Raw genomic sequence first — 22202 nt, 5'->3', positions numbered from 1 at the left:
CCTATTGCAGATCGCTGAACGCATGGGCGAGGCGGTCAACCGCCTCCTGCACGCGGGCGCGGGGCGTGGCGATGTTGAACCGCAGCCAGCTGTCGCCCCCCTTGCCGAAGGTTGGCCCGTGGTTCACGGCGATACAGGCGTCCTGTTCAACCCGACGCGTGAAGTCCGCGCGCGCCATGCCGGTGCCCTCGAAGTTGACCCAAGACAGATACGTGGCCTCCAGCGCCATGCTCTTGAGCCCCGGGATTGCGTTCACCGCGTCATCAAAAAGGCGGCGGTTGCCGTCGAGATACTGCACCAGCTCATCCACCCACGCCGCCCCTTCCGGCGAATAGGCGGCGGTGGCCATGAACAGGCCAAAAGAGTTGGGCGACAAGCCCAGGGCCATCATCCGCTGCGCAAATCGCGCGCGCAGGTCCGGGTCCGCGATGATCACGTTGCCGCTGTGGGAACCTGCGATGTTGAAGGTCTTGGTGGTAGCGGTCATCATGATCAACCGATCCTCGATGCCTTCGATATGCGCCATCGGGAAATGCGAGTGGCCGGGCATCACAAGGTCATGGTGGATCTCGTCCGACACAAGGATCAGGTTGTGCCGCTTGGCAAAGGCCGCAACGGCCGCCAGTTCACCACGCGACCAGACGCAGCCACCGGGGTTGTGGGGCGAACACAGGATGACCATCCGCTCGGACCCGTCCATCTGCGCGTCATAGGCGTCAAAATCCATCTCGTACCGGCCATTGACCTGCGTCATCTCGCATTCGACCACGCGGCGGTTGTTGGCTTTGATGACCTTGGCAAAAGCATGGTAAACGGGCGTGAACAGCACCACGCCGTCGCCGGGCTGCGTAAACGTCTCCACACACATGGCGGTGCCGTTGACGAGGCCGTGGGTGGTAAAAATGTGGTCTGGATCGACCTGCCAGCCGTGGCGCGTGTCCATCCACCACTGGATCGCGGCCTTGTATTTGCTGTCATCCCCGAAATAGCCAATGATCCCGTGGTCGACCTGTGCCGTGATCGCGTCCAGCACGCATTGCGGCGGGCGAAAATCCATGTCTGCCACCCACATCGCCAGCCCGCGGTCCTGCGGCACGCCATAGAGCGCTTCCATCATGTCCCATTTCACACAATGGCTGCCGCGGCGGTCGATGATATCGTCAAAGCTCATGGGGTCACTCCGATTTCGGTTGCGCCGCAGGCTAGCGCGGGCGTTTCTGAGCGCAAGTGCGCATTGCGGCCCGCACGCTCTTGTCCTAAATCGGGTGCCATGAAACGGCCTATTCTCCTGCACCCCGATCCGCGCCTGAAAAAGGCGTCCGCCCCCGTTGCCGACCTTACGGACGAATTGCGCACGCTTGCGGACGACATGCTTGAGACGATGTATGACGCGCCGGGCATCGGGCTCGCAGCACCGCAAGTCGGTGTGCTGAGCCGCCTGATCGTGCTGGATTGCGTCAAGGAGGAAGGTGAACTGCCGCAGCCCATGGCCATGTTCAATCCCGAGATCGTGGCATCATCGGACGAGACAAACGTTTATGAGGAAGGCTGCCTGTCGATCCCCGAGCAGTTCGCCGATGTGACCCGGCCCAAACTGGTGCAGGTCCGCTGGATCGACCGGGACGGCAACGCGCAGGAACAAGAGATGGACGGGCTTTGGGCCACATGTGTCCAGCACGAGATCGACCACCTCGATGGCAAGCTGTTTATCGACTATCTCGGCCCGATGAAGCGGCAATTGATCACCCGCAAGGCCGTGAAGCTGAAAAAAGAACGCGCGCGAGAGAAGGCCTAGGTGAGCGTTCGCCCCATCCTGCAATGGCCGGACAAGCGTCTGCGCGCAGCCGCAGCCCCGGTCGCGTCGATTACGGACGATATCCGCAGCACCTGGGACGATATGGTCGACACGATGGACGCCATGCCCGGACAGGGCGTGGGCCTTGCCGCACCGCAGATTGGTGTGATGCTGGAGCTGGCCGTGGTCGATGTAACCCCAGATCGCTCGCGCCGCATCCTGTTGGCCAATCCGTCGGTTCTGCACGCCAGCGACGAGATGGAGCGCGGCACCGAAGCCAGCCCATGCCTGCCCGGTGTGGCCGCCGACATCCTGCGGCCCAAATCGGTGACAGTCCGGTTTACGAATGCCGATGGCATGGTGGACCGGCGCGACTTTGAAGGGCTTGAGGCGCGGTCGCTCCTGCACCAGATCGACCACCTTGCGGGCCGTATGTATTTCGACAATCTGCGCCCGGTGAAACGCGACATGCTGCTGCGCAAAGCAGCCAAGCAGCGGGGCTGAGCGATGCGCGTTGTCTTCATGGGCACGCCGGATTTTTCCGTGCCCGCATTGCACGCCCTGCACGCAGCCGGGCACGAGATTGCCTGCGTCTACACTCAGCCGCCGCGCCCAGCGGGGAGGGGCAAGAAGGATCGCCCGACGGCGGTGCACAGCGCGGCCGAGGCTCTGGGCCTTGAGGTGCGCCACCCGGTGTCGCTGAAATCGCCAGAGGCGCAGGATGCGTTCGCTGCCCTGAATGCCGATATCGCTGTTGTTGTGGCCTATGGTCTGATCCTGCCGCAAGCGGTGCTGGATGCGCCCACGCACGGGTGCCTGAACATCCACGCGAGCCTCTTGCCGCGCTGGCGCGGTGCGGCCCCAATCCATAGGGCGATCATGGCAGGCGATGATGAGACGGGCGTGTGCATCATGCAGATGGAGGCGGGGCTGGACACAGGGCCGGTGCTGCTGCGCGACAGGGTGCCTATCGGAGCCACGGACACCACAGCGGACCTGCACGACCGGCTGGCCGAGATGGGCGGGCGGCTGATCGTTGCTGCGCTGGCCGAACTGCCGTCACTGACACCCGCGCCGCAACCCGAGACGGGCGTGACCTACGCCCACAAGATCGACAAGGCCGAGGCCGCCATCGACTGGACGCAGCCCGCAGCACACGTTGACCGGCAAATCCGTGGCCTGTCACCATTTCCGGGCGCGTGGTTTGAACGGGACGGCGTGCGCATCAAGGTGCTGGGCGCGACCCTGGGCAAAGGCGCAGGCACGCCCGGCGTGATCCTCGATGACCACCTGACTGTCGCCTGTGGCACTGGCGCAGTGCGCCTCACCCGCTTGCAAAGAGCTGGCAAAGGAGCGCAGGACGCGGCAGAGTTCCTGCGTGGCAATCCGCTGCCACCCGGCACCCGGTTAGGAGAGTAGCCCATGTTTCTTACGCTGTTCGGCACTGTCGTGATTGCCGGTATCATCGGCTATGCCTCTGAAAGATCGGGGTTTACGCATAACGGTATCATCCCGTCGATCGTGATCTGCGTGGGCGGAGCATTCCTGTTCTACTTTGTCACGATCATGTTCCGCGTCGGTTTTGGCAGCGCCGGGCTGAACGCCATCCTCGCCTCTATCGGGGCGCTGATCATTATCCCGACGCACTGGCGTAAATAGCCGCGACCCAAAGCAGCGTTGCAATCTGGGCCGCGGACGCTGTTGCGCAGGGTTCAAGGCCCGGGTCAGAACAGTTTTTTCAGGATCAGCGCCTTGGCCTTGTCGCGGCTGGAGACATGTTTCTTTTTCTTGAAACCGTGATGTTTGTGCGCGTGGTAGGCATGGCCGTGATGTTTGAAGCCGTGACGGTGTTTCACGCCATGGTGCTTCTTGATCTTGAAGTTTGCGGGGATCACTTCGACCGTCTCGACGTCGGCGCTGATCCAGTAGGTTTTGGCGCTGGCGGGACCTAACGCGCTCAGGCTCGCAGCCGTGGCCATGGCAGCAATCAGCAGGGCGGATTTGGAAAATTTCGGTGTCATTAGAGTGTCTCCTGTGCGTGTGGCGCGGCGGGTGCGGCGCTGTTTTCGTCTTGGGAGTAAGGTAGCGGACAAGCGCTGTAACAATAAGGAACCAATCGGTCACAAACGCTCAACCTCATGCGGCGATATGAGGTCAGGTTTTCCTGACCAGACCTGAGAAATACGTTCTACGGCAGATGGTTGCGCAACGCCTTGCCTGTAACAATTCGCGTGAGCGCCGTTGAGAAAAAGCGCATTCTGCTGCATTTTCCCGGCGGTCACGGCTAAAACGCTGCCTTGATCCAGTCCAAAGCCCGCAGAAACCGTGGATCGAACCCAGCCGGGGCGTCGCCCTCAAGCGGAACCCACGAGAATCGTAACAGTGGCGCGCCATCTTTACCGTGCAGATGCTGCCAGCGGTCGCGCACAGGTGGCACGATCCGGCACAGGGCAAAGTGCCACCGCTCGCCCGCCACGATGTCGTCCGACTGGCCTATGCGCAGCGCGGACCGTGTTTCAAGACCGGCATAGTCAAACAGCGCATGTGCGGCGACGGCCTCTGGCACGGCGCCGTCACGCACATCGCCTATGACCAGTTGCAAGCCAGCACCAGAGCCGAAAAACGCAGGCACGCGCCGCGTGCCACCATCGGGGTGCAGGGCGACGGGGCAGGCGATCTGCTTCATTTCGGTTTGAACGGTGCCATGCCCGCGCGCGCCAGTTCATCGGCACGCTCATTCTCTGCATGACCTGCGTGGCCCTTGACCCATTTCCAGGTCACGTTGTGGCGCGCCTGCGCTTGGTCGAGGCGCTGCCAAAGATCGGCATTGGCCACCGGCTTTTTGGCCGCGTTTTTCCAGCCGTTGCGCTTCCAGCCATGTATCCAGCTGGTGATCCCGTTCTTGACGTAGTTGCTGTCGGTCACGATGGTGAGGGTCGAGGCGCGTTCCAGCGTCTCCAGCGCGGTGATCGCTGCCATCAGTTCCATCTGGTTGTTGGTGGTCGCCGCAGCACCCCCCTTGAGCGTCCGTTCCTTGAGGACAGTTTCGCCGTCCTTGGCCTGTAGCAGCACACCCCAGCCGCCCGGGCCGGGATTGCCCGAGCAGGCACCGTCGGTATAGGCGACCAGATCAGGCACGGGCGAGCAGGATGATAAAGGGGGCGACCTCACCGGACAGGCCGGCCTCTTCTCCGGTGCGTTCGAATTCCAGCGCAAACCCGGCATCTGTAAGCAGGGCACGCAGCGCATCACGGTCCATGTAGGAATACAGCCGTCCAATGCTGTCGCGCGTCTCACCTGTGCCGAGCTTTGTGCCCAGATGGAAAAGCCCGCCGGGCTTCAGCGCGCTTTTGATGGCCGCCACATGTGCAGGCCACTTGGACAGCGGCGTGTGCAACATCGAAAAATTGGCCCAGATGCCGTCATATGTCGCCGCTGCGGTCAGGTCGTCATATCCCGCAGCCCGCGCCGTCACCCCCGGTCGCGCCGCCGCCATGGCGAGCATCTCGGGCACAGGGTCCCATGCGTCGGCCCGCAACCCGGCAGCAGCCATGTATCCCGCAGCCGCTCCCGGTCCACAGCCAATATCCAGCACGCGACCACCGGGCGTTACGTTGTCGATAAAGCGCTGCATGTCGGCAGAGGGTCCATCGCTTTGTACAAGCGTGTCATATTCCGCGGCGCGCGCGGCATAGACTGACAATGTCTCGGGGTCATTCATCTCAAATCACCGTCGCGCCAAGGCACGCCACTACAATCGCGGTCAAAAGAAGCCGCAGGGACATCCACCAGCGTGGCGTCAGGCCCCAGCGCGAAAAGGCAAAATCAAGCATCAAGAGGCCGACAAAGCCAAAAATGAGGTTGGTGGCCGCGCTTACAGGTCCGCCGCCGGTCATGAAAAACGCCCACAGTGCGGGCAGGGTCGACAATGCGTACCCCGTGGCCGCCTGCGTGCCGTGCGCCTTGGTGGCAAAACCCCACAGCACGCCCGACATAAAGCTGAGGATAACGGAGCCATAGAAAAGCTGCACATAGGGGCCAACGAAGCGGGGGCCAAATGTGCTTGCCCCAAACTGGGCCAGCGGGTCCACAAACAGCGTCAGTGCCCCCCAGACAAAGGGGATGAGACCGGCAAGGCCCAAGAGCAAAGGGGCGCGTGGGATGGGTGTCATAGCTCCGAGATCAGCTTGGCAATGCGATTGGCGCGGGTTTCGGCCCTTTTGGCGGTGTTGACAAGATGCAAAAGGCTGCGCCGTTTGCCCGGAGTCAAGGCAGCCCAATTGGCGCTGTGGCCTGCGGCGCGCAGGGCGCAGGCGACATCGTCGGGCGTCTCCACCGCGTCGGGGTCTGCCGGTTTGATCCGCGCCTCGAACACGTCACCGGGCGCGAGACCACTGTCGCGCAGAAAGGTCTTGCCGGTGTAGACATACACGCCGTCGATCACCGGGGCCTTGGTCAGCGCCAGATTGACGGGAAACTCGCCAAATTCGCCTTCCACGCGTTTGGTGCCCTTGGGCAGCGCCTTTGTCACCTCTTCCGGCAGGCGCACGATGGTATAGGTCGCCTTGCCCCATTCCATCGGCTGGATCTGCGCCTCGAACACGACCCAGTCTGTCATGCACGTTCCAGCGCGAGGCGACCCGCAAGGGCTGCAAAGATGGCGGCAAAGCTGCGCGACAGCCAGCGCATCACCGCCTCTGACCCCAATATCCAGCGGCGCGCCACGGCGGCAAAGCTGCCGTAGCCCAGAAACACCACAAAAGTCATCGCCATAAAGACAAGGCCCATGCCCGCCATTTCAAGCGTGGCAGTGCTTGGATTGCCGCTGAGAAACGGGGGCAGCAGGGCCAGAAAGAAGATCGACAGTTTCGGGTTCAGAATATTGATCAGCGCGCCCCTGCGCGCGATGCGCCAGCCGGATTGGTTCTGGGTCTCGGCCCGGATGGCAAGCGCGCCGTCCGATTTCAGTGCGCCCCAGGCCAGGTACAGCAGGTAAGCGACACCGGCAAACTTCACGATGTTAAACAGCACGGCAGAGGTGTGCAGGATCGCCGCCAACCCAAGGGTTGCGGCCAGCAGGTGCGGCACGATGCCAAAGGTACAGCCCAACGCCGCCCACCACGATGCCCGGCGCCCCTGTCCAAGACCCAAGGCGAGCGTGTAGATGACGCCCGTTCCGGGTGCGATGACGACGACAAATGCAGTGATCAGGAATTGCAGCGAGAGCATGGCATACCTTTCGTAACAGCCACTGCCACCCTAACGGCCCGCCCTGTGCAGTGATAGCCCCGCGTTCAGGGTGCCTGTGCGATTACCCTGATTTCAACCAGCGCGCCGGGGCGGCGCAGGGCTGAAACTTCGACTGCGGTCCATGCGGGGTAGGGTGCGGTTACATAGGTTGCGTGGACTGCTTCGAACGTGTCGAAATGCTGATGGAGATCAACGTGATAAGTCGTCATCTCGATCACGTCGGCAAAGCTGGCTCCGGCTGCTGACAACACGTTGGAAATCTTGTCAAAGGCGAAGCGAAACTGGGCCTGCGGATCGTCAGGCATAGCGCCGCCGGGGAGGCTGCCGGTCATACCGGTCAAAAACAGGTGCCCGTGTGACAGGATGGCCGGGGACAGTTTCATCGGGACGTCACCGGCGCTGAGACCGGCGGGGTAGATTGCCCGCTGCGTCATGCCGGTTCGCGCAAGACCCGCGGCACCTTGAACTCGACGTTTTCGACAGCCGTCTCGACCAGATCGACGGTGACATCGAACCGGTCGCGAAAGGCGTCGATAACCTCGTTGATCAGCACTTCGGGGGCGGATGCGCCTGCTGTGATGCCGACCGACGTGATGCCATCCAAACTGCGCCAGTCGATATCGGTGGCACGCTGCACCAGTTGGGCATAGGCGCAGCCTGCGCGCGCGCCCACCTCGACCAGACGTTTGGAGTTGGACGAGTTTGGCGCGCCCACCACCAGCATCGCGTCGCAGCGCGGTGCCATGGCTTTGACCGCCTCTTGGCGGTTGGTGGTGGCGTAACAGATGTCTTCTTTGTGTGGGCCCACGATGGCGGGAAAGCGCGCCTGAAGGGCGGACACGATATCGGCGGTGTCATCGACTGACAGGGTGGTCTGCGTGACAAAGGCCAGTCTGTCGGGGTCGCGCACCTCGACTTGCGCCACGTCTTCGACCGTTTCGACCAGCAACACCTCACCTTCGGGCAGTTGTCCCATGGTCCCCACCGTCTCGGGGTGGCCTGCGTGGCCGATCATGATCATCTGCAAGCCGTTGTCGGAATGACGCTGCGCCTCGATATGGACCTTGCTGACCAGCGGGCAGGTGGCATCGACATAGATCATCTCGCGCGCCTGCGCGGCCTGCGGCACGGATTTCGGGACGCCATGGGCGGAGAAGATGACGGGCCGGTCATCCGGGCATTCGGTCAGTTCCTCGACAAATACCGCGCCCTGATCGCGCAGACTGTCGACGACAAATTTATTGTGGACAATCTCGTGGCGCACATAAACCGGCGCGCCCCATTTTTGCAGCGCCATTTCCACGATCTTGATGGCCCTGTCGACGCCCGCGCAAAACCCGCGCGGGGCGGCGAGGTACAGGGTCAATGTGGGCTTGGTCATCGCATAGCTCCTGAGTGGTCACCCCAAGAGCTATGCGTTCCTGTCGTCGGGGTCCAGCCCGTGCGCCGTCAGCTTTGGGCCTGCATCCGTTCTTCGCGCTCGGGCATCGGTTCGCGCGGGGGCCGACCAATCACATCCTTGAGCTCGTTCAGCTCGATAAAGTTGTCGGCCTGCCGTCGCAGATCGTCAGAGATCATCGGCGGCTGGCTGCGGATGGTCGACACGACCGACACGCGCACGCCCTGGCGTTGCAGGCTTTCGACCAGTGGCCGAAAATCGCCATCGCCAGAGAACAGCACGATGTGATCGACCCGGGGGGCCAATTCCATCGCGTCCACCGCCAGTTCGATGTCCATGTTGCCTTTGACTTTGCGCCGGCCCATTGAATCCGTATATTCTTTGGCCGGTTTGGTCACCATGGTGAAGCCGTTGTAATTCAACCAATCCACGAGTGGGCGAATTGGCGAATACTCATCGTTTTCGAGCAGAGCGGTGTAGTAAAATGCCCGAAGCAGCTTACCGCGCCGCATGAACTCCTGACGCAACAACTTGTAGTCGATATCGAACCCAAGCGCTTTGGCTGCCGCATATAGGTTCGATCCGTCGATGAACAGCGCCAGCCGTTCGTCCTTGTAAAACATAAAATGTCCTTCCGAAAATTCGGTGCCACCAGTTTTGTGAGTGAGTGGTAAAAAAAAACGCTGGTAGCAATCGCAGGAAAATAATTACTTTGTTTAACGCCGCAAGCCTCCAATGGGATTAAAATAAGCGAAATGCTGCCTCAAAATCGGTCAAATCTCCTTGTTGCCCTAGGGTCAAATGAGGAATCCGACCAAGTTTCCCTTACGGAAGCCCTTCAAATGGCGGTCCAATCTCTCCAATCCGAAGGCGCGGTGATTCGCGCCCGAAGCATGATCTATCATACCCCCGCGCACCCGGTCGGGTCAGGCCCCGATTACGCAAATGCCGTGATCGAGATCGAAGCCGGATGGAGCGCGCGCGAGGCCATAACCAAATTGCACACGGTTGAGGCCGGGATGGGGCGGCGCCGACGGGAACGCTGGGAACAGCGCCACATCGACCTTGATCTGCTGGCTGTGGGTGCGGACATTCGACCCGATTTGCCCACTGCGCGGGTGTGGATGCAGCTTCCGCCGGACGAGCAGAAGCAAAAGGTGCCGCAACAGTTGATCCTGCCGCATCCACGGTTGCACGAGCGTGCCTTTGTGCTGGTGCCATTGGCAGAGGTCGCGCCGGACTGGACGCATCCCATTTTGCGCCGCACTGCCACCCAGTTGCGGGACGCATTGCCACAAGCTGATCTTGACGCTGTGACGCCCATAGAAAACGGATGGGGTTAGGCCCATTGCGTCCTTGCCATTTGGGTGAATCGCGCCTAAATACGCCTCCTCACCTTCCCGCAAGTCGTTAAGGAGTGCCTCATGGCCCGTGTGACCGTCGAAGATTGCGTTGATAAAGTCCCCAACCGGTTCGAGCTTGTGATGCTTGCAGCCCACCGGGCACGCGAAATCTCTTCGGGTGCGCCCATCACCGTGGACCGCGACAACGACAAGAACCCGGTTGTATCCCTGCGCGAGATCGCGGACGAGACGCAAAGCGCCGAGGAACTGCGCGAGCGGCTGATCGAGTCGAACCAGACTCAGATCGAGGTGGACGAAGCCGAAGAGGACGCCATGGCATTGCTCATGGGGGCCGAACAGGACAAGCCCGAAGAGGACAGTATGTCCGAAGAGATGCTTCTGCGTCAGCTGATGGCTGCACAGGGGCAGGGCTAACCCTCAACTAGGTGCGGATGGCATGATATCTGCCGACGATCTGATCGCTCTGGTCCGCAACTACAATCCCAAGACAAATGAAGGTCTGATCCGGTCAGCCTATGACTTTGGTGCACAGATGCACGAAGGTCAGTTCCGGCACTCGGGCGAGCCTTATTTCACCCATCCCGTGGCCGTCGCCGCAATCCTGACCGAGCAGCAGTTGGATGATGCCACCATCATCACCGCCCTGTTGCATGACACGATCGAGGATACGAAGGCCAGCTATGCCATGGTCGCCGAAAAGTTCGGCTATGAGATTGCGCGGCTTGTGGACGGGGTCACCAAGCTGACCAACCTGCAACTCAGCAGCGTCGAGACCAAGCAGGCCGAAAACTTTCGCAAGCTGTTCATGGCCATGTCCAAAGACATGCGCGTGATCCTCGTCAAGCTCAGCGACCGATTGCACAACATGCGCACCATACGGTCCATGCGCCCCGACAAGCAGACCCAAAAGGCGCGCGAAACCATGGACATCTTTGCGCCGCTTGCGGGCCGCATGGGGATGCAGTGGATGCGTGAAGAGCTTGAAGACCTGGCCTTCAAGGTGCTGAACCCCGATGCGCGATCTTCCATCATCCGGCGCTTCATCACCATGCAGCGCGAAACCGGCGACGTGATTCAGCGGATCACTGGCGACATGCGTCACGAGTTGGAAAAGGCCGGGATCGAAGCAGAGGTGTTTGGCCGCGCCAAGAAACCCCATTCGATCTGGCGCAAGATGCAGATTAAGGACCAGAGCTTTTCCCGGCTCAGCGACATCTATGGTTTTCGCGTGATCACCCAGACCGAAGAAGACTGCTATCGCACGCTGGGTGCCATTCACCAGCGCTGGCGTGCTGTGCCGGGGCGGTTCAAGGACTACATTAGCCAGCCCAAGACCAACGGATATCGGTCGATCCACACCACCGTGTCAGGGCGCGACGGCAAACGGGTCGAAGTGCAGATACGCACCCGCCAGATGCACGACGTTGCTGAAACGGGTGTGGCCGCGCACTGGTCCTACCGCGATGGTGTGCGCTCGCAGAACCCCTTTGCCGTGGACCCGGCCAAGTGGATCAGCCAGCTGACCGAACAGTTCGACAGCGAGGACGACCACGAGGATTTCCTCGAAGCGGTCAAGCTCGAGATGTATTCGGATCAGGTTTTTTGCTTTACCCCCAAGGGCGAGGTGGTCAAGCTGCCGCGCGGTGCGACGCCCATCGACTTTGCCTATGCCATCCACACGCGGATCGGCAATGCCTGCGTGGGGGCCAAGGTCGACGGGATGCGCGTGCCGCTCTGGACGCGGGTCAAGAATGGCCAGTCGGTCGAGATCATCACCGCAGAAGGGCAAACGCCGCAAGCCACATGGCTGGAAATCGCGACCACAGGCAAAGCCAAATCCGCCATTCGCCGGTCCCTGCGCGAGGCGGACCGCGAACGGTTCATCACGCTGGGGCGTGAACTGGCGCGCTCTGCCTTTGCGCATGTGCGCAAAAAGGCGACGGACAAGGCGCTGGACACTGCCGCCAAACAATTGCGCCTGTCGAGCGGCGACGAAGTGCTGGCCCGCCTCGGATCTGCCGAACTCACGGGGCGCGAGGTGGTGCAGGCAATCTATCCCGATCTGACACCCAAGGCGGGCAAGATGGTCGATAGCAACAAGGCTGTGATTGGCCTGTCGCCCAACCAGTCATTCCAGCGCGCAACCTGCTGCCAGCCGCTTCCGGGTGAGCGTATCGTGGGCATCACCTTTCGTGGGGAGGGGGTGGTGGTTCACGCCATCGACTGCGCGCGCATGGTGGAGTATGATGACCAACCTGAACGCTGGCTGGACCTGCACTGGCATGACGGGGCACATCCGGCGGTATATGGTACCACCCTGGAACTGACCATCGGCAACGATGCCGGTGTGCTGGGACGCATCTGCACGTTGATCGGAGAATCCGAGGCGAACATTTCCAACCTCGAATTCCTTGATCGGAAACCTGACTTTTACCGTCTGTTGATCTATGTGGAACTCCGGGACGCAACTCATCTGCACACGCTCATGGGCGCGCTCGAAGCCGAAAGTGATGTGGCCGCCATCGTGCGCTATCGTCAGCCTGTTGCACCGGCCGGTGCACCGGGCCGCCGGGCAGCGGAATGACGGCCAAGGAGGTCTGAGGACTTGGTGTTCAAACGCCGCGACCGAAAGCCGATCTTGCGTGCTGCGCTGGAGTTTCTCTGGCCGCGCGGCGGATGGGCGCGTGCGTTTCACTATGTGCGCCACAGGCTGCGGCGCTTGCCCGACAGTCCCGAACGCATTGCGCGTGGCATATGGGCGGGGGTTTTTACGACGTTTTCGCCCTTCTACGGGGTGCATTTCGTGGTGGCGGGCGTCATCGCCGTGATTATGCGCGGCAATATCTTTGCCGCACTCCTGTCCACGTTTTTTGGCAATCCGCTGACCTATATCCCGATCATCGCGACGTCGATGTTTACGGGGTACTGGATGCTGGGCCTTGACCCGTCGCGCCTGCGGTTCCGCCCGCATCAGGGCGATGATGAACCCACCGTGGGCGAGCGGTTTGCCGACGCGGCGTCGGCGCTGTGGCACAATTTCAAAGCCATTTTCACCCCTGATCGCGCCGACTGGTCCAGCCTGCGCGTGTTCTATGACGAAGTGTTCTTTCCCTTCATGATCGGGGGCATCCTGCCGGGTGTTATCGCGGCCACCATCGCCTACTACCTGTCGGTCCCGCTGATCCGCGCCTACCAGCACCGCCGCAAGGGCGTGATCAAGGCCAAGTTCGACGCGCTTAAAGCCAAGGCAGCGGCAAAGGCCGCAGACATCACCCAGAAGTCGGACTGAGGCGCAAGGCTTGGTACAATTTCCCTGCTTTGTCAGTATTTTCTAAGGGTGCCTTGCGCGCTAGGTTGCGCCAGACACGGCATCAGGGAGAGGCCCCATGGAACCGCTCGGAAGACTTCGGCTTGGCGTCAACATCGACCACGTGGCCACGGTGCGCAACGCGCGCGGCGGTGACACGCCGGACCCGCTGCGCGCGGCCAAAATCGCCGAAGCCGCAGGCGCTGACGGCATCACCGCGCATCTGCGCGAAGACCGCCGCCATATCTCGGACGCCGACATCGAAGGGTTGATGGACGTGCTGGACGTGCCGCTCAATTTCGAGATGGCCGCCACGGACGAGATGCAGGCCATCGCCCTGCGTCACAAACCCCATGCGGTCTGCATTGTGCCGGAGAAGCGCGAGGAACGTACGACCGAAGGCGGGCTTGAGGTGGCGCGCGAAGAAAACCGGCTGGCGCATTTTATTGCCCCGCTGCGCGACGCGGGCTGCCGGGTGTCGATCTTTATCGCCGCAGACCAGCGTCAGATTGAGGCGGCGCACAGGATCGGCGCGCAGGTGATTGAACTTCATTCCGGCGCCTATTGCGACGCCCACCACGAAGGCCGGTTTGACGATCGCGACCGCGAGTTGGAGGCGATGCGCCGGATGAGCACTTTTGCCCATGATCTGGGTCTTGAGGTGCATGTGGGCCACGGCCTGACGTACGAGACCGTGCAGCCCGTGGCCGCCTTTCCCGAAGCGATGGAACTGAACATCGGACATTTCCTGATCGGGGAGGCGATATTCCTTGGGCTTGACGCGGCCATTCGTGAGATGCGCCGCCTGATGGACGAGGCGCGGACATGATCCGGCATTGTGTGTTTCTGCGCCTGAGCGCGTCCGCAGACACCGACGCCTTGGCCGAAGTGATGCAGGGACTGGAAGATCTGGTGGCGGATCTGCCCGGCTGCAATGATTTCATTGCCGGGCCGAACCGGGATTTCGAGAACAAGTCACCCGACCACAGTTACGGCTTTACCTTGGACGCGGTGGACGCACAGGCGCTGGCCGATTATGCCGCCGATCCACGGCACAAGGACCTTGGCGGCCGACTTGTCGACATGTGCGAGGGCGGCGAACGCGGTATCCTCGTCTACGATATCGAAGGTTGAACGATGGGACCTGAGTTTATCGCCATATGGGTGGCTTGGCTGCTTGCGGGAGGCTCGCCTGGACCGGCCACAATGGGAATTGCGGGCACGGCCATGACGGCGGGGCGGGCTGCCGCACTTGCGTTTTCGCTTGGCATATTGGCCGGGTCTGCCAGTTGGGGCATTGCCGCCGCCCTTGGCCTGTCGGCCATTATGCTTACCCATGTGTGGGTGTTCGAGATCATCCGCTATGCGGGCGCGGCCTATCTTGCGTGGCTCGCCGTCAAGGCGTTGCGCAGTGCGTGGGCGGGCGGGGACGCAGTGGCAGGCACACCGTTCCGTGGCAGTGCGGCCAATCTGTTCCTCAAGGGCGCTGCGATCCACATCACCAACCCCAAGGCGATCCTCAGCTGGGGATCGATCTATGCCATCGCCCTCCCGGCGGATGCGCGCCCGGCGCTGGTGTTCCAGTGCTTTGGCTTGCTTTACGCGGGATCGACCCTGATCTTCATCGGTTACGCATTCCTGTTTTCCAACGCGCGGGTCGTGGCGGCCTACGCCCGGGCGCGGCGCTGGTTCGACCTCGCCTTTGCGGGGTTCTTTGGCTTTGCCAGCGTTAAAATCCTGACGGCGCGTTTGCAATGATCCTTGGTATCGGCACCGATCTGGCGAACATCGAGCGTATTCAGGGCACGCTCGACCGGTTTGGCGACCGCTTCCGCAACCGGGTGTTTACGGATGTCGAACAGCGCAAGGCGGAACGACGCGCCGACACCGCAGGGACCTATGCCAAACGCTGGGCCGCCAAAGAGGCCTGCTCCAAGGCACTGGGCACGGGCCTGCGCATGGGCATCGCATGGAAGGACATGGCCGTCAGCAACCTCGCCACGGGCCAACCGGTGATGCACGTGACCGGCTGGGCGGCAGAGCGTCTGGCCGATATGACACCGGCGGGCCACGAGGCAATCATCCACGTCACCCTGACCGACGATCACCCGTGGGCGCAGGCCTTTGTTGTGATCGAAGCGCGGCCCGTCGCCGAAGGCTGACGCACATTTGGCCCCTGCGGCTTGACACCCCCGGAACGCACCCGCATGTAGCCTCAAACCGCAAGCAAGGAGCGCCTCATGGCCGCCAAGGAAAAACCCCAAGGCGGGGTGGTGGATACGATCAAGACCATCGTTTACGCGCTGCTGATTGCAGGTGTGTTCCGCACGCTCTTTTTTCAGCCGTTTTGGATTCCGTCCGGGTCGATGAAGGAAACGCTGCTGATCGGCGATTTCCTCTTTGTGAACAAGATGGCTTATGGCTATTCCTATGCGTCCTGCCCGTCGCTGCGGTTTATTGGTCTGGACGCGCAAAAGCTGTGCGGGTTCATCGACGGGGACAACACCCGCATTCTGGCTGGCGAGCCCGAGCGCGGCGACGTGGTGGTGTTCCGCCACCCTGTCACGGGCACGGATTTCATCAAGCGCCTGATTGGCCTTCCCGGCGACACGGTACAGGTGCAGAACGGCGTCGTGATCCTAAACGGCACACCTGTGCCGCAGGACGCCGACGGCAACTTTGTCGAAGAGTTTGACCGCCAGGGACCCCAGCGTCAGACGCCGCGTTGTGCCAACGGGACCGTGGGTATTGGCGCAGATTGCCTCAAGGAACGGTTCGTCGAAACGCTGCCGGGTGGGGCACAATACAAAGTGTTGAACGTAGCCGAACAGGGGTCTGACAACACGTCCGTCTACCGGGTGCCGGCGGGGCATTACTTCTTTATGGGCGACAATCGCGACAACTCGGCTGACAGCCGTCTGGCGCAGGTTGTGGGTGGCGTTGGTTACGTGCCCTATGAAAACCTGATCGGGCGCGCGGATCGTATCATGTTCTCGTCTGCGGGCCGGTCGATGCTGTTCTTCTGGACATGGCGCAGCGATCGGTTCTTCAAGGGGATCGAGTGAGCACGGCGATATCCGCAACGCAGGCACTGCGCCAGTCCTTTGACTGGACGGGCATCTCAGGCCGGACACCCTATGCCATAGCATTTGTGTTGCAGCTGTTCTTTGTCGTGGCAGGTGTCAGTTTCCCGGCGGCTCCGGCATGGATCTGGATCGCCTGTGCCATTGCCACTTTTGTTTTTCTGGGGCAGTTGCGCCGCCGTCTGCGGGACGCAGGGTGGCGCGGTGGGTGGATGTGGGTCGCCATTGTCCCCTATCTGGGGGTCATTCCGCAGATCATATTGTTGTTCCGGCGCAGTGCGGACAATCCGCGCAGGGGCGAACCGGCTGCGCTGCGCAAGATCGGGTGGGGGCTGGCCCTGTTGCTCTGCCTGCTGGTCGCGGGGCGCGGCATGTTCTACGCGCCCTATTGGATCCCGTCGACCAGCATGAAGCCTGCGCTTATGCCCGGCGACTACGTCTTTGCCGGCAGCCGGGTTTTGCAGGTGGCGCGTGGTGATGTGGTGGTCTTTCGCCATCCCGTGACCGGGATGGATTTTGTCAAACGGGTCATCGCATTGGGTGGCGATACGGTCCAACTGTTGGACGGGCAGGTGATCCTGAACGGAACGCCGGTTGCGCAGGCGCCCGGCCCGGATTTCACCGAACGTATGGCGCGCCAGGGGCCGCACGGCGTGATACCGCGCTGCGCCGGTGGGATCGTTGCCATGGATGCGCCATGCCTCAAACGCAGTTCTGTTGAAACACTGCCATCCGGGCGCAGCTACACTGTGCTGGACGTCGACGCCACGCCGGTGGACAATACCGAGGCGTTTACCGTGCCAGAGGGGCATATGTTCGTTTTGGGTGACAACCGGGATAACTCTGCTGACAGTCGCATGGCACAGGTCGTGGGGGGGGTCGGCTTTGTCCCCCTTGAGAACGTCAAGGGCCGGGTAAGCTGGATTGCGTTTTCGCTCACTGGCGATATGTCCCGCCTGTTCCGGAGGGTGCCATGAAACTGAGCGCGGACCTTCAGGCGTTTGAGACGCGGATCGGGCACCGGTTTGCAACGCCCGACCTGCTGATCGAGGCGGTCACACACGCGTCGATGTCGTCACCCACTCGGAGCGACAATCAGCGGATGGAGTTTCTGGGCGACCGGGTTTTGGGTCTCGTGATGGCCGAGGCGCTGCTGGATGCCGACCCTGAAGCCGCCGAGGGGCTGTTGGCCCCGCGCTACAACGCGCTGGTGCGCAAGGAAATCTGTGCTGACGTGGCCCGCGACATCGGCCTGGGCGACGTGCTGCGGCTGGGCCGGTCCGAGATGGTGTCGGGGGGGCGGCGCAAGCAGGCGCTGCTGGGTGACGCCGTGGAAGCCGTGATTGCGGCGGTCTACCTTGACGCGGGTTTTGAAGCGGCGCGGGACATGATCCTGAGGCTTTGGGGTGCGCGCATTGGTGCTGTCGAAGGTGATGCGCGGGACGCCAAAACAGCACTTCAGGAATGGGCGCAGGCACGCGGAATGCCACCGCCCAGCTATGCCGAGACGGCCCGCACCGGCCCGGACCACGCGCCCGTCTTCACAATCTCCGCCGCCTTGCAGAACGGGGCAACGGCCCAAGCCACCGCGGGCTCCAAACGCGAAGCCCAGCAAGCCGCAGCCAAGGCGCTGCTCGATCAGATGGAACAAGAGACATGACAACACGGGCCGGTTTCGTTGCCTTGATCGGAGAGCCGAACGCAGGCAAATCCACCCTGCTCAACCGAATGGTGGGCGCCAAGGTGAGCATCGTCACCCACAAGGTGCAGACCACCCGCGCGCGCATTCGTGGTGTGGCGATGGAGGGCGACGCGCAGATCGTATTTGTGGACACGCCCGGCCTGTTTCAACCGCGCCGCCGTCTCGACCGCGCTATGGTGGCCGCCGCGTGGGGCGGGGCGGCGGATGCTGATGTGGTTGTCCTGATGATCGAGGCGCATCGTGGTATCACCGACGGCGTCAAACGCATCCTCGATGGGCTGGCCGAGATCGGGCAGGGACGGCGCGTCGCCCTTGCCATCAACAAGATCGACCGGGTCGAAGCGCCGGTGCTGCTGGGGCTGACCAAGGATTTGAATGAACGGTTCGACTTTGCCGAGACCTTTATGATTTCGGCCGAGAAAGGGCATGGTGTGGACGACCTGCGCCGCTGGTTGGCGGCGGAACTGCCCGAAGGCCCGTGGCTCTATCCCGAAGATCAGATCGCGGACCTGCCCATGCGCATGATCGCCGCCGAGATGACGCGGGAAAAGCTGACGCTGCGCCTGCATCAGGAACTGCCCTACCAGCTCACCGTCGAGACGGAGACATGGGAAGAACGCAAGGACGGCTCTGCCCGCATCGAGCAGCTGATCTACGTGACGCGCGACGGACACAAGGGGATCGTGCTGGGTCACAAGGGCGAGACGATCAAGGCGGTCAGTCAAGCGGCGCGCGCCGAGTTGACGGAGTTTCTGGGTCGCAAGGTGCACCTGTTTTTGCAGGTCAAAGTGCGCGAAAAGTGGCTGGAGGAGGCCGAGCGCTATGATCAGATGGGTCTGGATTTCAAAGATGGCAACGCTTGAGCCTGTGGCCAACCGCCGCCCTCCTTTCGGTGGCAAAGCCGCCTGCCGGGCAATGGGACAGGATTTTTTCGCGACAGAGCCGGTTAGACCGTGCCGCGGCTGACTTCTCGGTTCTGGGTGGATGCGTATCTGGCGCGTCTGCGATTTGCCGACATTCCCGGTTTTGTAGTGGCGCATGGTGACGACACCGGCGGGGCGGTGTTGGTCAAGCTGAACAGGCTGGATGGGCGTGCGGTGCTGTATCAGCGCAGCTTTGATCTGATGACGGACACGCGAGTGTGGGCCGAACTGGCGGCAGGCGACGAGGCGGAGGTCGATGCCGCCGTGACCCGTCAGCGCGGGTTTGACCCGGATCTGTGGGTGATCGAGGTCGAAGACCGGGCCGGACGGCATCTGCTGGATCAGGAGGGGCTGGCCTGAGATGGAATGGCGCGGCGCAGGTATCCTTTTGAACGTGCGCCGCCACGGGGAAAGCAGCGCCATCATCGAAGTCTTCACGCCCGAACGGGGCAAACATGCCGGAGTGGTGCGCGGCGGCACCAGCCGAAAGATCGCCCCCAGCCTGCAACCCGGCGCGCAGTTGGATCTGGCGTGGCGGGCACGGTTGGAGGATCACATCGGCAGTTTCTCTGTCGAGCCGTTGCGCAGCCGAGCCGCATTGGTGATGAACAACCGTCTGGCACTGGCGGGGCTGAACGCCGTCACCGGCCTGCTGTCCTTTTGCCTGCCGGAGCGCGCGCCATACCCGGCGCTTTACCAACGCACCGAGCAGCTTTTGGACCTGTTGGGGCAGGATGATGTATGGCCGCTGGCCTACCTGCGGTGGGAGGTGGCGTTGCTGGATGAGATGGGCTTTGGGCTTGATCTGACATCCTGTGCGGCCACGGGCGCGACCCAAGGGTTGATCTACGTCTCGCCCAAATCCGGTCGCGCGGTCAGCGCCGAAGGGGCGGGGGATTGGGCCGATCGTCTGTTGCCTTTGCCGCCGGTTTTGCGCGGGGAAGGCGGGGGTCCGGACGCGGAAGTTGCCGAAGCGCTGCGCACCACCGGCTATTTCCTCGAAGACCGGCTGGCCCCGGCGATGGGCACGCGCCCTTTGCCCGAAGCGCGGGCGCGGTTCGTCGCGGCGTTCAGTCGGCGCGTCTAAAGACCAGACGCGCCCCGGTTTCGTCGCTCAGGATCAAGGCATCGTCCGCGCGTTCCGCGCGCGTCACGGCACGCAACGCGGCCAGAAAGCGGATTTCATCCTCAAGAGCTGGGCAGGCCCGGCGGGTCGCCGCCAGAGCGGGTGCTGAAAACCCCGGAAAGGTGCTGTTCATTGGACCAAAATACTGATTGCAGGGGGCACTGCCTGCAATGCGACCAGCCTCAGGGAATGTCAGGGTCGCCGTCGCGTCAAAGGCGGCTCCATCCAGCGTGACCAGTTGCCACGTGGTGGCGGCATCGCCAAATCCGTCCTGCGCGTCGCCCTGACATGCACACAGCAGGAGGGCCGCGCACAGTCCTGCCAGCGGCCTCACGCGTTTGCCAGAACCACGTCGATCAGCGCCGCATAGGCGACCAGACCGTCACCGTCATCAAGATGTGTCTGCTGCAATCCGATCAGCGTGCCAAATGCGGCCTTGCTGAAATCCTCGTTCTTGATGCCGATGGTGCGCATCAGTTCGTTGAGCCGCGTGATCCGTGCCGCATCGACCTGTGCCAGCACTTTGGCAACAGACGCGTCCGCTTGTGCCCATGCCCGCAATGCGGGTCCTGCCACGTCCGCCTGAACGCTTTGACCAAAGCGGATCAGTTTGTCGGTGGATGATCCATCGGCTGCTGCATCCTCGGCCAAGGTTGCCATTGTCCGGGACTTCCATTCGTCCAGCAATGCGGCCTGAAAGGCGGGTACATCTTTGAAATGCCAGTAAAAAGAACCTTTGGAGGTCTTCAGGTGGCGCGAAAGCGGTTCGGCACGCAGGGCTTGCGGGCCCAGCTTGGCCAGCTGATCAAGGCCGGCGTCGATCCATGCTGCGGGGGAGAGGGGTGTTTTCGCCATGGTTCGGGCGTACGACTGCGTATTTCCAGTTTCAAGGGAAACAGTTGCGCCTGCGGCGAATGGGCGCTTTGCTGCGCAAGGCGCGCCAAGTCTTGCCTATATCGCGAGCATCAAAGCGGTTATGGTGCGCGCAAAACACTGGGGCAGTTGTTGTGGGTGGAATGCGGTACAGTCTGAGCGGCTGGGATGTGGCCGCGCTGTTTGGCGGGTTGGCCGTGCTGGCCGCGCTGAACGTCGTGCAATTGCTGCCCGAGCCGGAACGGGCCGTCGAACCGGCGGTGCCGGAGACAGTTCAACCTGTGCGCGACCAACCTATGACGGACGACATGTTGTGGCACTACGACCGGTGGGACCGGCGCAACAGCGCCGTGGCGGTGTTCGCGCGGGGTGAGACAGCTTTTGGCTGGGTCAATTCCTATATCGACGAGACCGTCGCGCGGACGGATGCCTTGGCGTGGTGCGCGCAGCATGGGGAAGATTGCGAAGTGATGGAGGTGCGGGCCGGATTGGGCACGGCGAACGGCATCGACATCCCCTTGACGCCGCGTTTGGTCACGATTGTCGACCGGGTACGGGCGACGCCTGGGTCCGTGGCTCTGGCGGTGGCGGGAACCGGGGCCTATGGCATCGGGCGCGGCGCGTCAGCGGATGTCGCTGTGAAAAATGCTGAGGCGGTTTGCGCAAAAATGGCCATCAAGGACCGGCCCGCGTTTCTGCCGGTTCATCCGTGCAAGGTGATTTACCAGCGCTAGCTGCGCAGTTGAGTCCAGAGCGCAAGGGCCACAACCAGCAGCATGGAAGCCGCCATCGCGAAATTCACGATGCGCTGCTTGGTGGGGGCGAGGTTCAGCGCCTTGAGCTGCCCGCCGAACCAGACCCAAGCCACGTGGATCGGCAGCCAAATGGCGTTCACGATCAGGATTTTCCAGATGGCTTCGGTGATCAGCGCATCCGGCAAGATGGAAAACCCGGCAAAAAGCGCGGTGTTCACCGCGTAGGCCTTGGGGTTGATGGGCTGCAACAAAACGCCTGCCAGCACGCCGGGTTGGGTCGTTGCAGGCGCAAAGGCGAGGTTCGACCCGGCAAAGGCGATGCGCATCGCAAGGTAAAAGAGGTAAGCCAGCGACAGGACCGACAGCGCGGTGCGGATCAGCGGGTTGGCCAGCACCAGCCCGGCCAGCCCGGTGACCACGGCGAGGATGACGAGGTTGTTGCCGATAAACAGACCCAGAACATAGCGCAGGCCAGCGCGCATTCCGTATGCGGCACCGACGCCCGCAGCAGACAACACACCAGGTCCCGGTGTCACAATCAAAAAGAACACAGCGGCGGCAAAGGTCAACATGCCGCCACAGTGGCCAATTTCAGCCTGCCGTCAATCTCGCCAGCGTCCGAAAT

Annotated in this window: 33 protein-coding genes; 19 read left to right on the top strand and 14 right to left on the bottom strand. The window is 62.2% G+C overall.

Translation table 11 applies throughout. The features are described 5' to 3' along the window. Position 1: 1 nt before the first annotated feature. The gene (locus Q1A85_RS11325) at positions 2–1171 is read right to left on the bottom strand and encodes a MalY/PatB family protein (RefSeq protein WP_299688825.1); all 1170 of its coding nucleotides are present in this window, start codon (positions 1169–1171) and stop codon (positions 2–4) included. A 99-nt stretch (positions 1172–1270) separates the two neighbouring features. On the opposite strand from Q1A85_RS11325, the gene def (Q1A85_RS11320) reads away from it, so the two are divergent. From def (Q1A85_RS11320) to Q1A85_RS11305, 4 genes are read left to right on the top strand one after another with little or no spacing between them, the layout of a single operon-like run. Beyond that, positions 1271–1795: a peptide deformylase gene (gene def / locus Q1A85_RS11320; protein WP_299688822.1), complete on the top strand. Its 525-nt coding sequence runs from the start codon at positions 1271–1273 to the stop codon at positions 1793–1795. Then, positions 1796–2299, top strand: a complete 504-nt coding sequence (gene def, locus Q1A85_RS11315; RefSeq protein WP_299688819.1) for a peptide deformylase — start codon at positions 1796–1798, stop codon at positions 2297–2299. A 3-nt stretch (positions 2300–2302) separates the two neighbouring features. Beyond that, positions 2303–3214 (top strand): methionyl-tRNA formyltransferase, encoded by a 912-nt coding sequence (gene fmt, locus Q1A85_RS11310; RefSeq protein WP_299688816.1) that lies wholly within the window; start codon positions 2303–2305, stop codon positions 3212–3214. A 3-nt stretch (positions 3215–3217) separates the two neighbouring features. Next, a complete protein-coding gene (locus tag Q1A85_RS11305) occupies positions 3218–3454 on the top strand; it encodes a hypothetical protein (RefSeq protein WP_299688813.1) in 237 nt (78 codons plus the stop codon). A 65-nt stretch (positions 3455–3519) separates the two neighbouring features. Here the strand turns inward: Q1A85_RS11305 and Q1A85_RS11300 are convergent, their stop codons facing one another. The 10 genes from Q1A85_RS11300 to Q1A85_RS11255 form a co-directional block, all read right to left on the bottom strand. Beyond that, the gene (locus Q1A85_RS11300) at positions 3520–3816 is read right to left on the bottom strand and encodes a hypothetical protein (RefSeq protein WP_299688811.1); all 297 of its coding nucleotides are present in this window, start codon (positions 3814–3816) and stop codon (positions 3520–3522) included. A 263-nt stretch (positions 3817–4079) separates the two neighbouring features. Continuing rightward, entirely contained in the window at positions 4080–4481 is a 402-nt protein-coding gene (locus Q1A85_RS11295) for a hypothetical protein (RefSeq protein ID WP_299688808.1), read from the bottom strand. Continuing rightward, on the bottom strand, positions 4478–4933 hold the full coding sequence (gene rnhA, locus Q1A85_RS11290; protein WP_299688805.1) for a ribonuclease HI: 456 nt from the start codon (positions 4931–4933) through the stop codon (positions 4478–4480). Before rnhA ends, Q1A85_RS11295 begins: the two co-directional genes overlap by 4 nt. After that, positions 4926–5516, bottom strand: a complete 591-nt coding sequence (locus tag Q1A85_RS11285; protein WP_299688802.1) for a class I SAM-dependent methyltransferase — start codon at positions 5514–5516, stop codon at positions 4926–4928. Before Q1A85_RS11285 ends, rnhA begins: the two co-directional genes overlap by 8 nt. Before the next feature lies 1 nt (position 5517). After that, positions 5518–5967, bottom strand: a complete 450-nt coding sequence (locus tag Q1A85_RS11280) for a DUF3429 domain-containing protein (RefSeq protein ID WP_299688799.1) — start codon at positions 5965–5967, stop codon at positions 5518–5520. Continuing rightward, complete coding sequence (locus Q1A85_RS11275) at positions 5964–6413, bottom strand: YdeI/OmpD-associated family protein (protein ID WP_299688796.1); 450 nt, start codon at positions 6411–6413, stop codon at positions 5964–5966. The genes Q1A85_RS11280 and Q1A85_RS11275 overlap by 4 nt, the downstream gene beginning before the upstream one ends. Then, positions 6410–7024 (bottom strand): LysE family translocator, encoded by a 615-nt coding sequence (locus Q1A85_RS11270; RefSeq protein ID WP_299688794.1) that lies wholly within the window; start codon positions 7022–7024, stop codon positions 6410–6412. Before Q1A85_RS11270 ends, Q1A85_RS11275 begins: the two co-directional genes overlap by 4 nt. Positions 7025–7089: 65 nt before the next feature. Beyond that, positions 7090–7479 (bottom strand): RidA family protein, encoded by a 390-nt coding sequence (locus Q1A85_RS11265; RefSeq protein ID WP_299688792.1) that lies wholly within the window; start codon positions 7477–7479, stop codon positions 7090–7092. Then, the gene (ispH, locus tag Q1A85_RS11260) at positions 7476–8426 is read right to left on the bottom strand and encodes a 4-hydroxy-3-methylbut-2-enyl diphosphate reductase (RefSeq protein ID WP_299688789.1); all 951 of its coding nucleotides are present in this window, start codon (positions 8424–8426) and stop codon (positions 7476–7478) included. Before ispH ends, Q1A85_RS11265 begins: the two co-directional genes overlap by 4 nt. A gap of 68 nt (positions 8427–8494) precedes the next feature. Next, complete coding sequence (locus Q1A85_RS11255) at positions 8495–9067, bottom strand: NYN domain-containing protein (protein WP_299688786.1); 573 nt, start codon at positions 9065–9067, stop codon at positions 8495–8497. 132 nt (positions 9068–9199) lie between these two features. On the opposite strand from Q1A85_RS11255, the gene folK reads away from it, so the two are divergent. The 14 genes from folK (at position 9200) to recO (ending at position 19910) form a co-directional block, all read left to right on the top strand. After that, entirely contained in the window at positions 9200–9787 is a 588-nt protein-coding gene (gene folK / locus Q1A85_RS11250; RefSeq protein ID WP_299688783.1) for a 2-amino-4-hydroxy-6-hydroxymethyldihydropteridine diphosphokinase, read from the top strand. Between the two features lie 81 nt (positions 9788–9868). Next, positions 9869–10222, top strand: coding sequence for a DNA-directed RNA polymerase subunit omega (rpoZ, locus tag Q1A85_RS11245; protein WP_299688780.1), 354 nt, complete (start codon positions 9869–9871; stop codon positions 10220–10222). A gap of 22 nt (positions 10223–10244) precedes the next feature. Further along, the gene (locus Q1A85_RS11240) at positions 10245–12392 is read left to right on the top strand and encodes a bifunctional (p)ppGpp synthetase/guanosine-3',5'-bis(diphosphate) 3'-pyrophosphohydrolase (RefSeq protein WP_299688777.1); all 2148 of its coding nucleotides are present in this window, start codon (positions 10245–10247) and stop codon (positions 12390–12392) included. Between the two features lie 21 nt (positions 12393–12413). Beyond that, entirely contained in the window at positions 12414–13097 is a 684-nt protein-coding gene (locus Q1A85_RS11235; protein ID WP_299688774.1) for a DUF2062 domain-containing protein, read from the top strand. A gap of 97 nt (positions 13098–13194) precedes the next feature. Next, positions 13195–13944: a pyridoxine 5'-phosphate synthase gene (locus tag Q1A85_RS11230; RefSeq protein WP_299688771.1), complete on the top strand. Its 750-nt coding sequence runs from the start codon at positions 13195–13197 to the stop codon at positions 13942–13944. Next, entirely contained in the window at positions 13941–14249 is a 309-nt protein-coding gene (locus Q1A85_RS11225; RefSeq protein ID WP_299688768.1) for a Dabb family protein, read from the top strand. The genes Q1A85_RS11230 and Q1A85_RS11225 overlap by 4 nt, the downstream gene beginning before the upstream one ends. Positions 14250–14252: 3 nt before the next feature. Beyond that, the gene (locus Q1A85_RS11220; protein ID WP_299688766.1) at positions 14253–14873 is read left to right on the top strand and encodes a LysE family translocator; all 621 of its coding nucleotides are present in this window, start codon (positions 14253–14255) and stop codon (positions 14871–14873) included. Beyond that, entirely contained in the window at positions 14870–15277 is a 408-nt protein-coding gene (gene acpS / locus Q1A85_RS11215) for a holo-ACP synthase (RefSeq protein ID WP_299688763.1), read from the top strand. The genes Q1A85_RS11220 and acpS overlap by 4 nt, the downstream gene beginning before the upstream one ends. Before the next feature lie 78 nt (positions 15278–15355). Further along, entirely contained in the window at positions 15356–16180 is an 825-nt protein-coding gene (gene lepB, locus Q1A85_RS11210) for a signal peptidase I (protein ID WP_299688760.1), read from the top strand. Further along, the gene (gene lepB, locus Q1A85_RS11205; RefSeq protein WP_299688757.1) at positions 16177–17175 is read left to right on the top strand and encodes a signal peptidase I; all 999 of its coding nucleotides are present in this window, start codon (positions 16177–16179) and stop codon (positions 17173–17175) included. Before lepB (Q1A85_RS11210) ends, lepB (Q1A85_RS11205) begins: the two co-directional genes overlap by 4 nt. Then, a complete protein-coding gene (rnc, locus tag Q1A85_RS11200) occupies positions 17172–17858 on the top strand; it encodes a ribonuclease III (RefSeq protein WP_299688754.1) in 687 nt (228 codons plus the stop codon). Before lepB (Q1A85_RS11205) ends, rnc begins: the two co-directional genes overlap by 4 nt. Continuing rightward, positions 17855–18763: a GTPase Era gene (gene era / locus Q1A85_RS11195; protein ID WP_299688751.1), complete on the top strand. Its 909-nt coding sequence runs from the start codon at positions 17855–17857 to the stop codon at positions 18761–18763. The genes rnc and era overlap by 4 nt, the downstream gene beginning before the upstream one ends. 90 nt (positions 18764–18853) lie before the next feature. Further along, on the top strand, positions 18854–19183 hold the full coding sequence (locus Q1A85_RS11190) for a DUF1491 family protein (RefSeq protein ID WP_299688748.1): 330 nt from the start codon (positions 18854–18856) through the stop codon (positions 19181–19183). A gap of 1 nt (position 19184) precedes the next feature. Further along, a complete protein-coding gene (gene recO, locus Q1A85_RS11185) occupies positions 19185–19910 on the top strand; it encodes a DNA repair protein RecO (protein ID WP_299688745.1) in 726 nt (241 codons plus the stop codon). On the opposite strand, the gene Q1A85_RS11180 is transcribed toward recO, so the two are convergent. After that, positions 19894–20283 carry an META domain-containing protein gene (locus Q1A85_RS11180; RefSeq protein ID WP_299688742.1) on the bottom strand — a complete coding sequence of 130 codons (390 nt, stop codon included), beginning with the start codon at positions 20281–20283 and terminating at the stop codon, positions 19894–19896. The genes recO and Q1A85_RS11180 overlap by 17 nt on opposite strands. Further along, on the bottom strand, positions 20280–20804 hold the full coding sequence (locus Q1A85_RS11175; protein ID WP_299688739.1) for a TetR/AcrR family transcriptional regulator: 525 nt from the start codon (positions 20802–20804) through the stop codon (positions 20280–20282). The genes Q1A85_RS11180 and Q1A85_RS11175 overlap by 4 nt, the downstream gene beginning before the upstream one ends. A gap of 161 nt (positions 20805–20965) precedes the next feature. Between Q1A85_RS11175 and Q1A85_RS11170 the strand changes: the two genes are divergently transcribed. Then, positions 20966–21556, top strand: coding sequence for a hypothetical protein (locus tag Q1A85_RS11170; RefSeq protein ID WP_299688736.1), 591 nt, complete (start codon positions 20966–20968; stop codon positions 21554–21556). On the opposite strand, the gene Q1A85_RS11165 is transcribed toward Q1A85_RS11170, so the two are convergent. Next, positions 21553–22149 carry a LysE family transporter gene (locus tag Q1A85_RS11165; RefSeq protein ID WP_299688733.1) on the bottom strand — a complete coding sequence of 199 codons (597 nt, stop codon included), beginning with the start codon at positions 22147–22149 and terminating at the stop codon, positions 21553–21555. The genes Q1A85_RS11170 and Q1A85_RS11165 overlap by 4 nt on opposite strands. Positions 22150–22202: the final 53 nt, after the last annotated feature.

Source organism: uncultured Tateyamaria sp. (assembly GCF_947503385.1).
GTDB lineage: Bacteria > Pseudomonadota > Alphaproteobacteria > Rhodobacterales > Rhodobacteraceae > Tateyamaria.
This window is presented reverse-complemented; position numbering and strand designations above follow the sequence as displayed.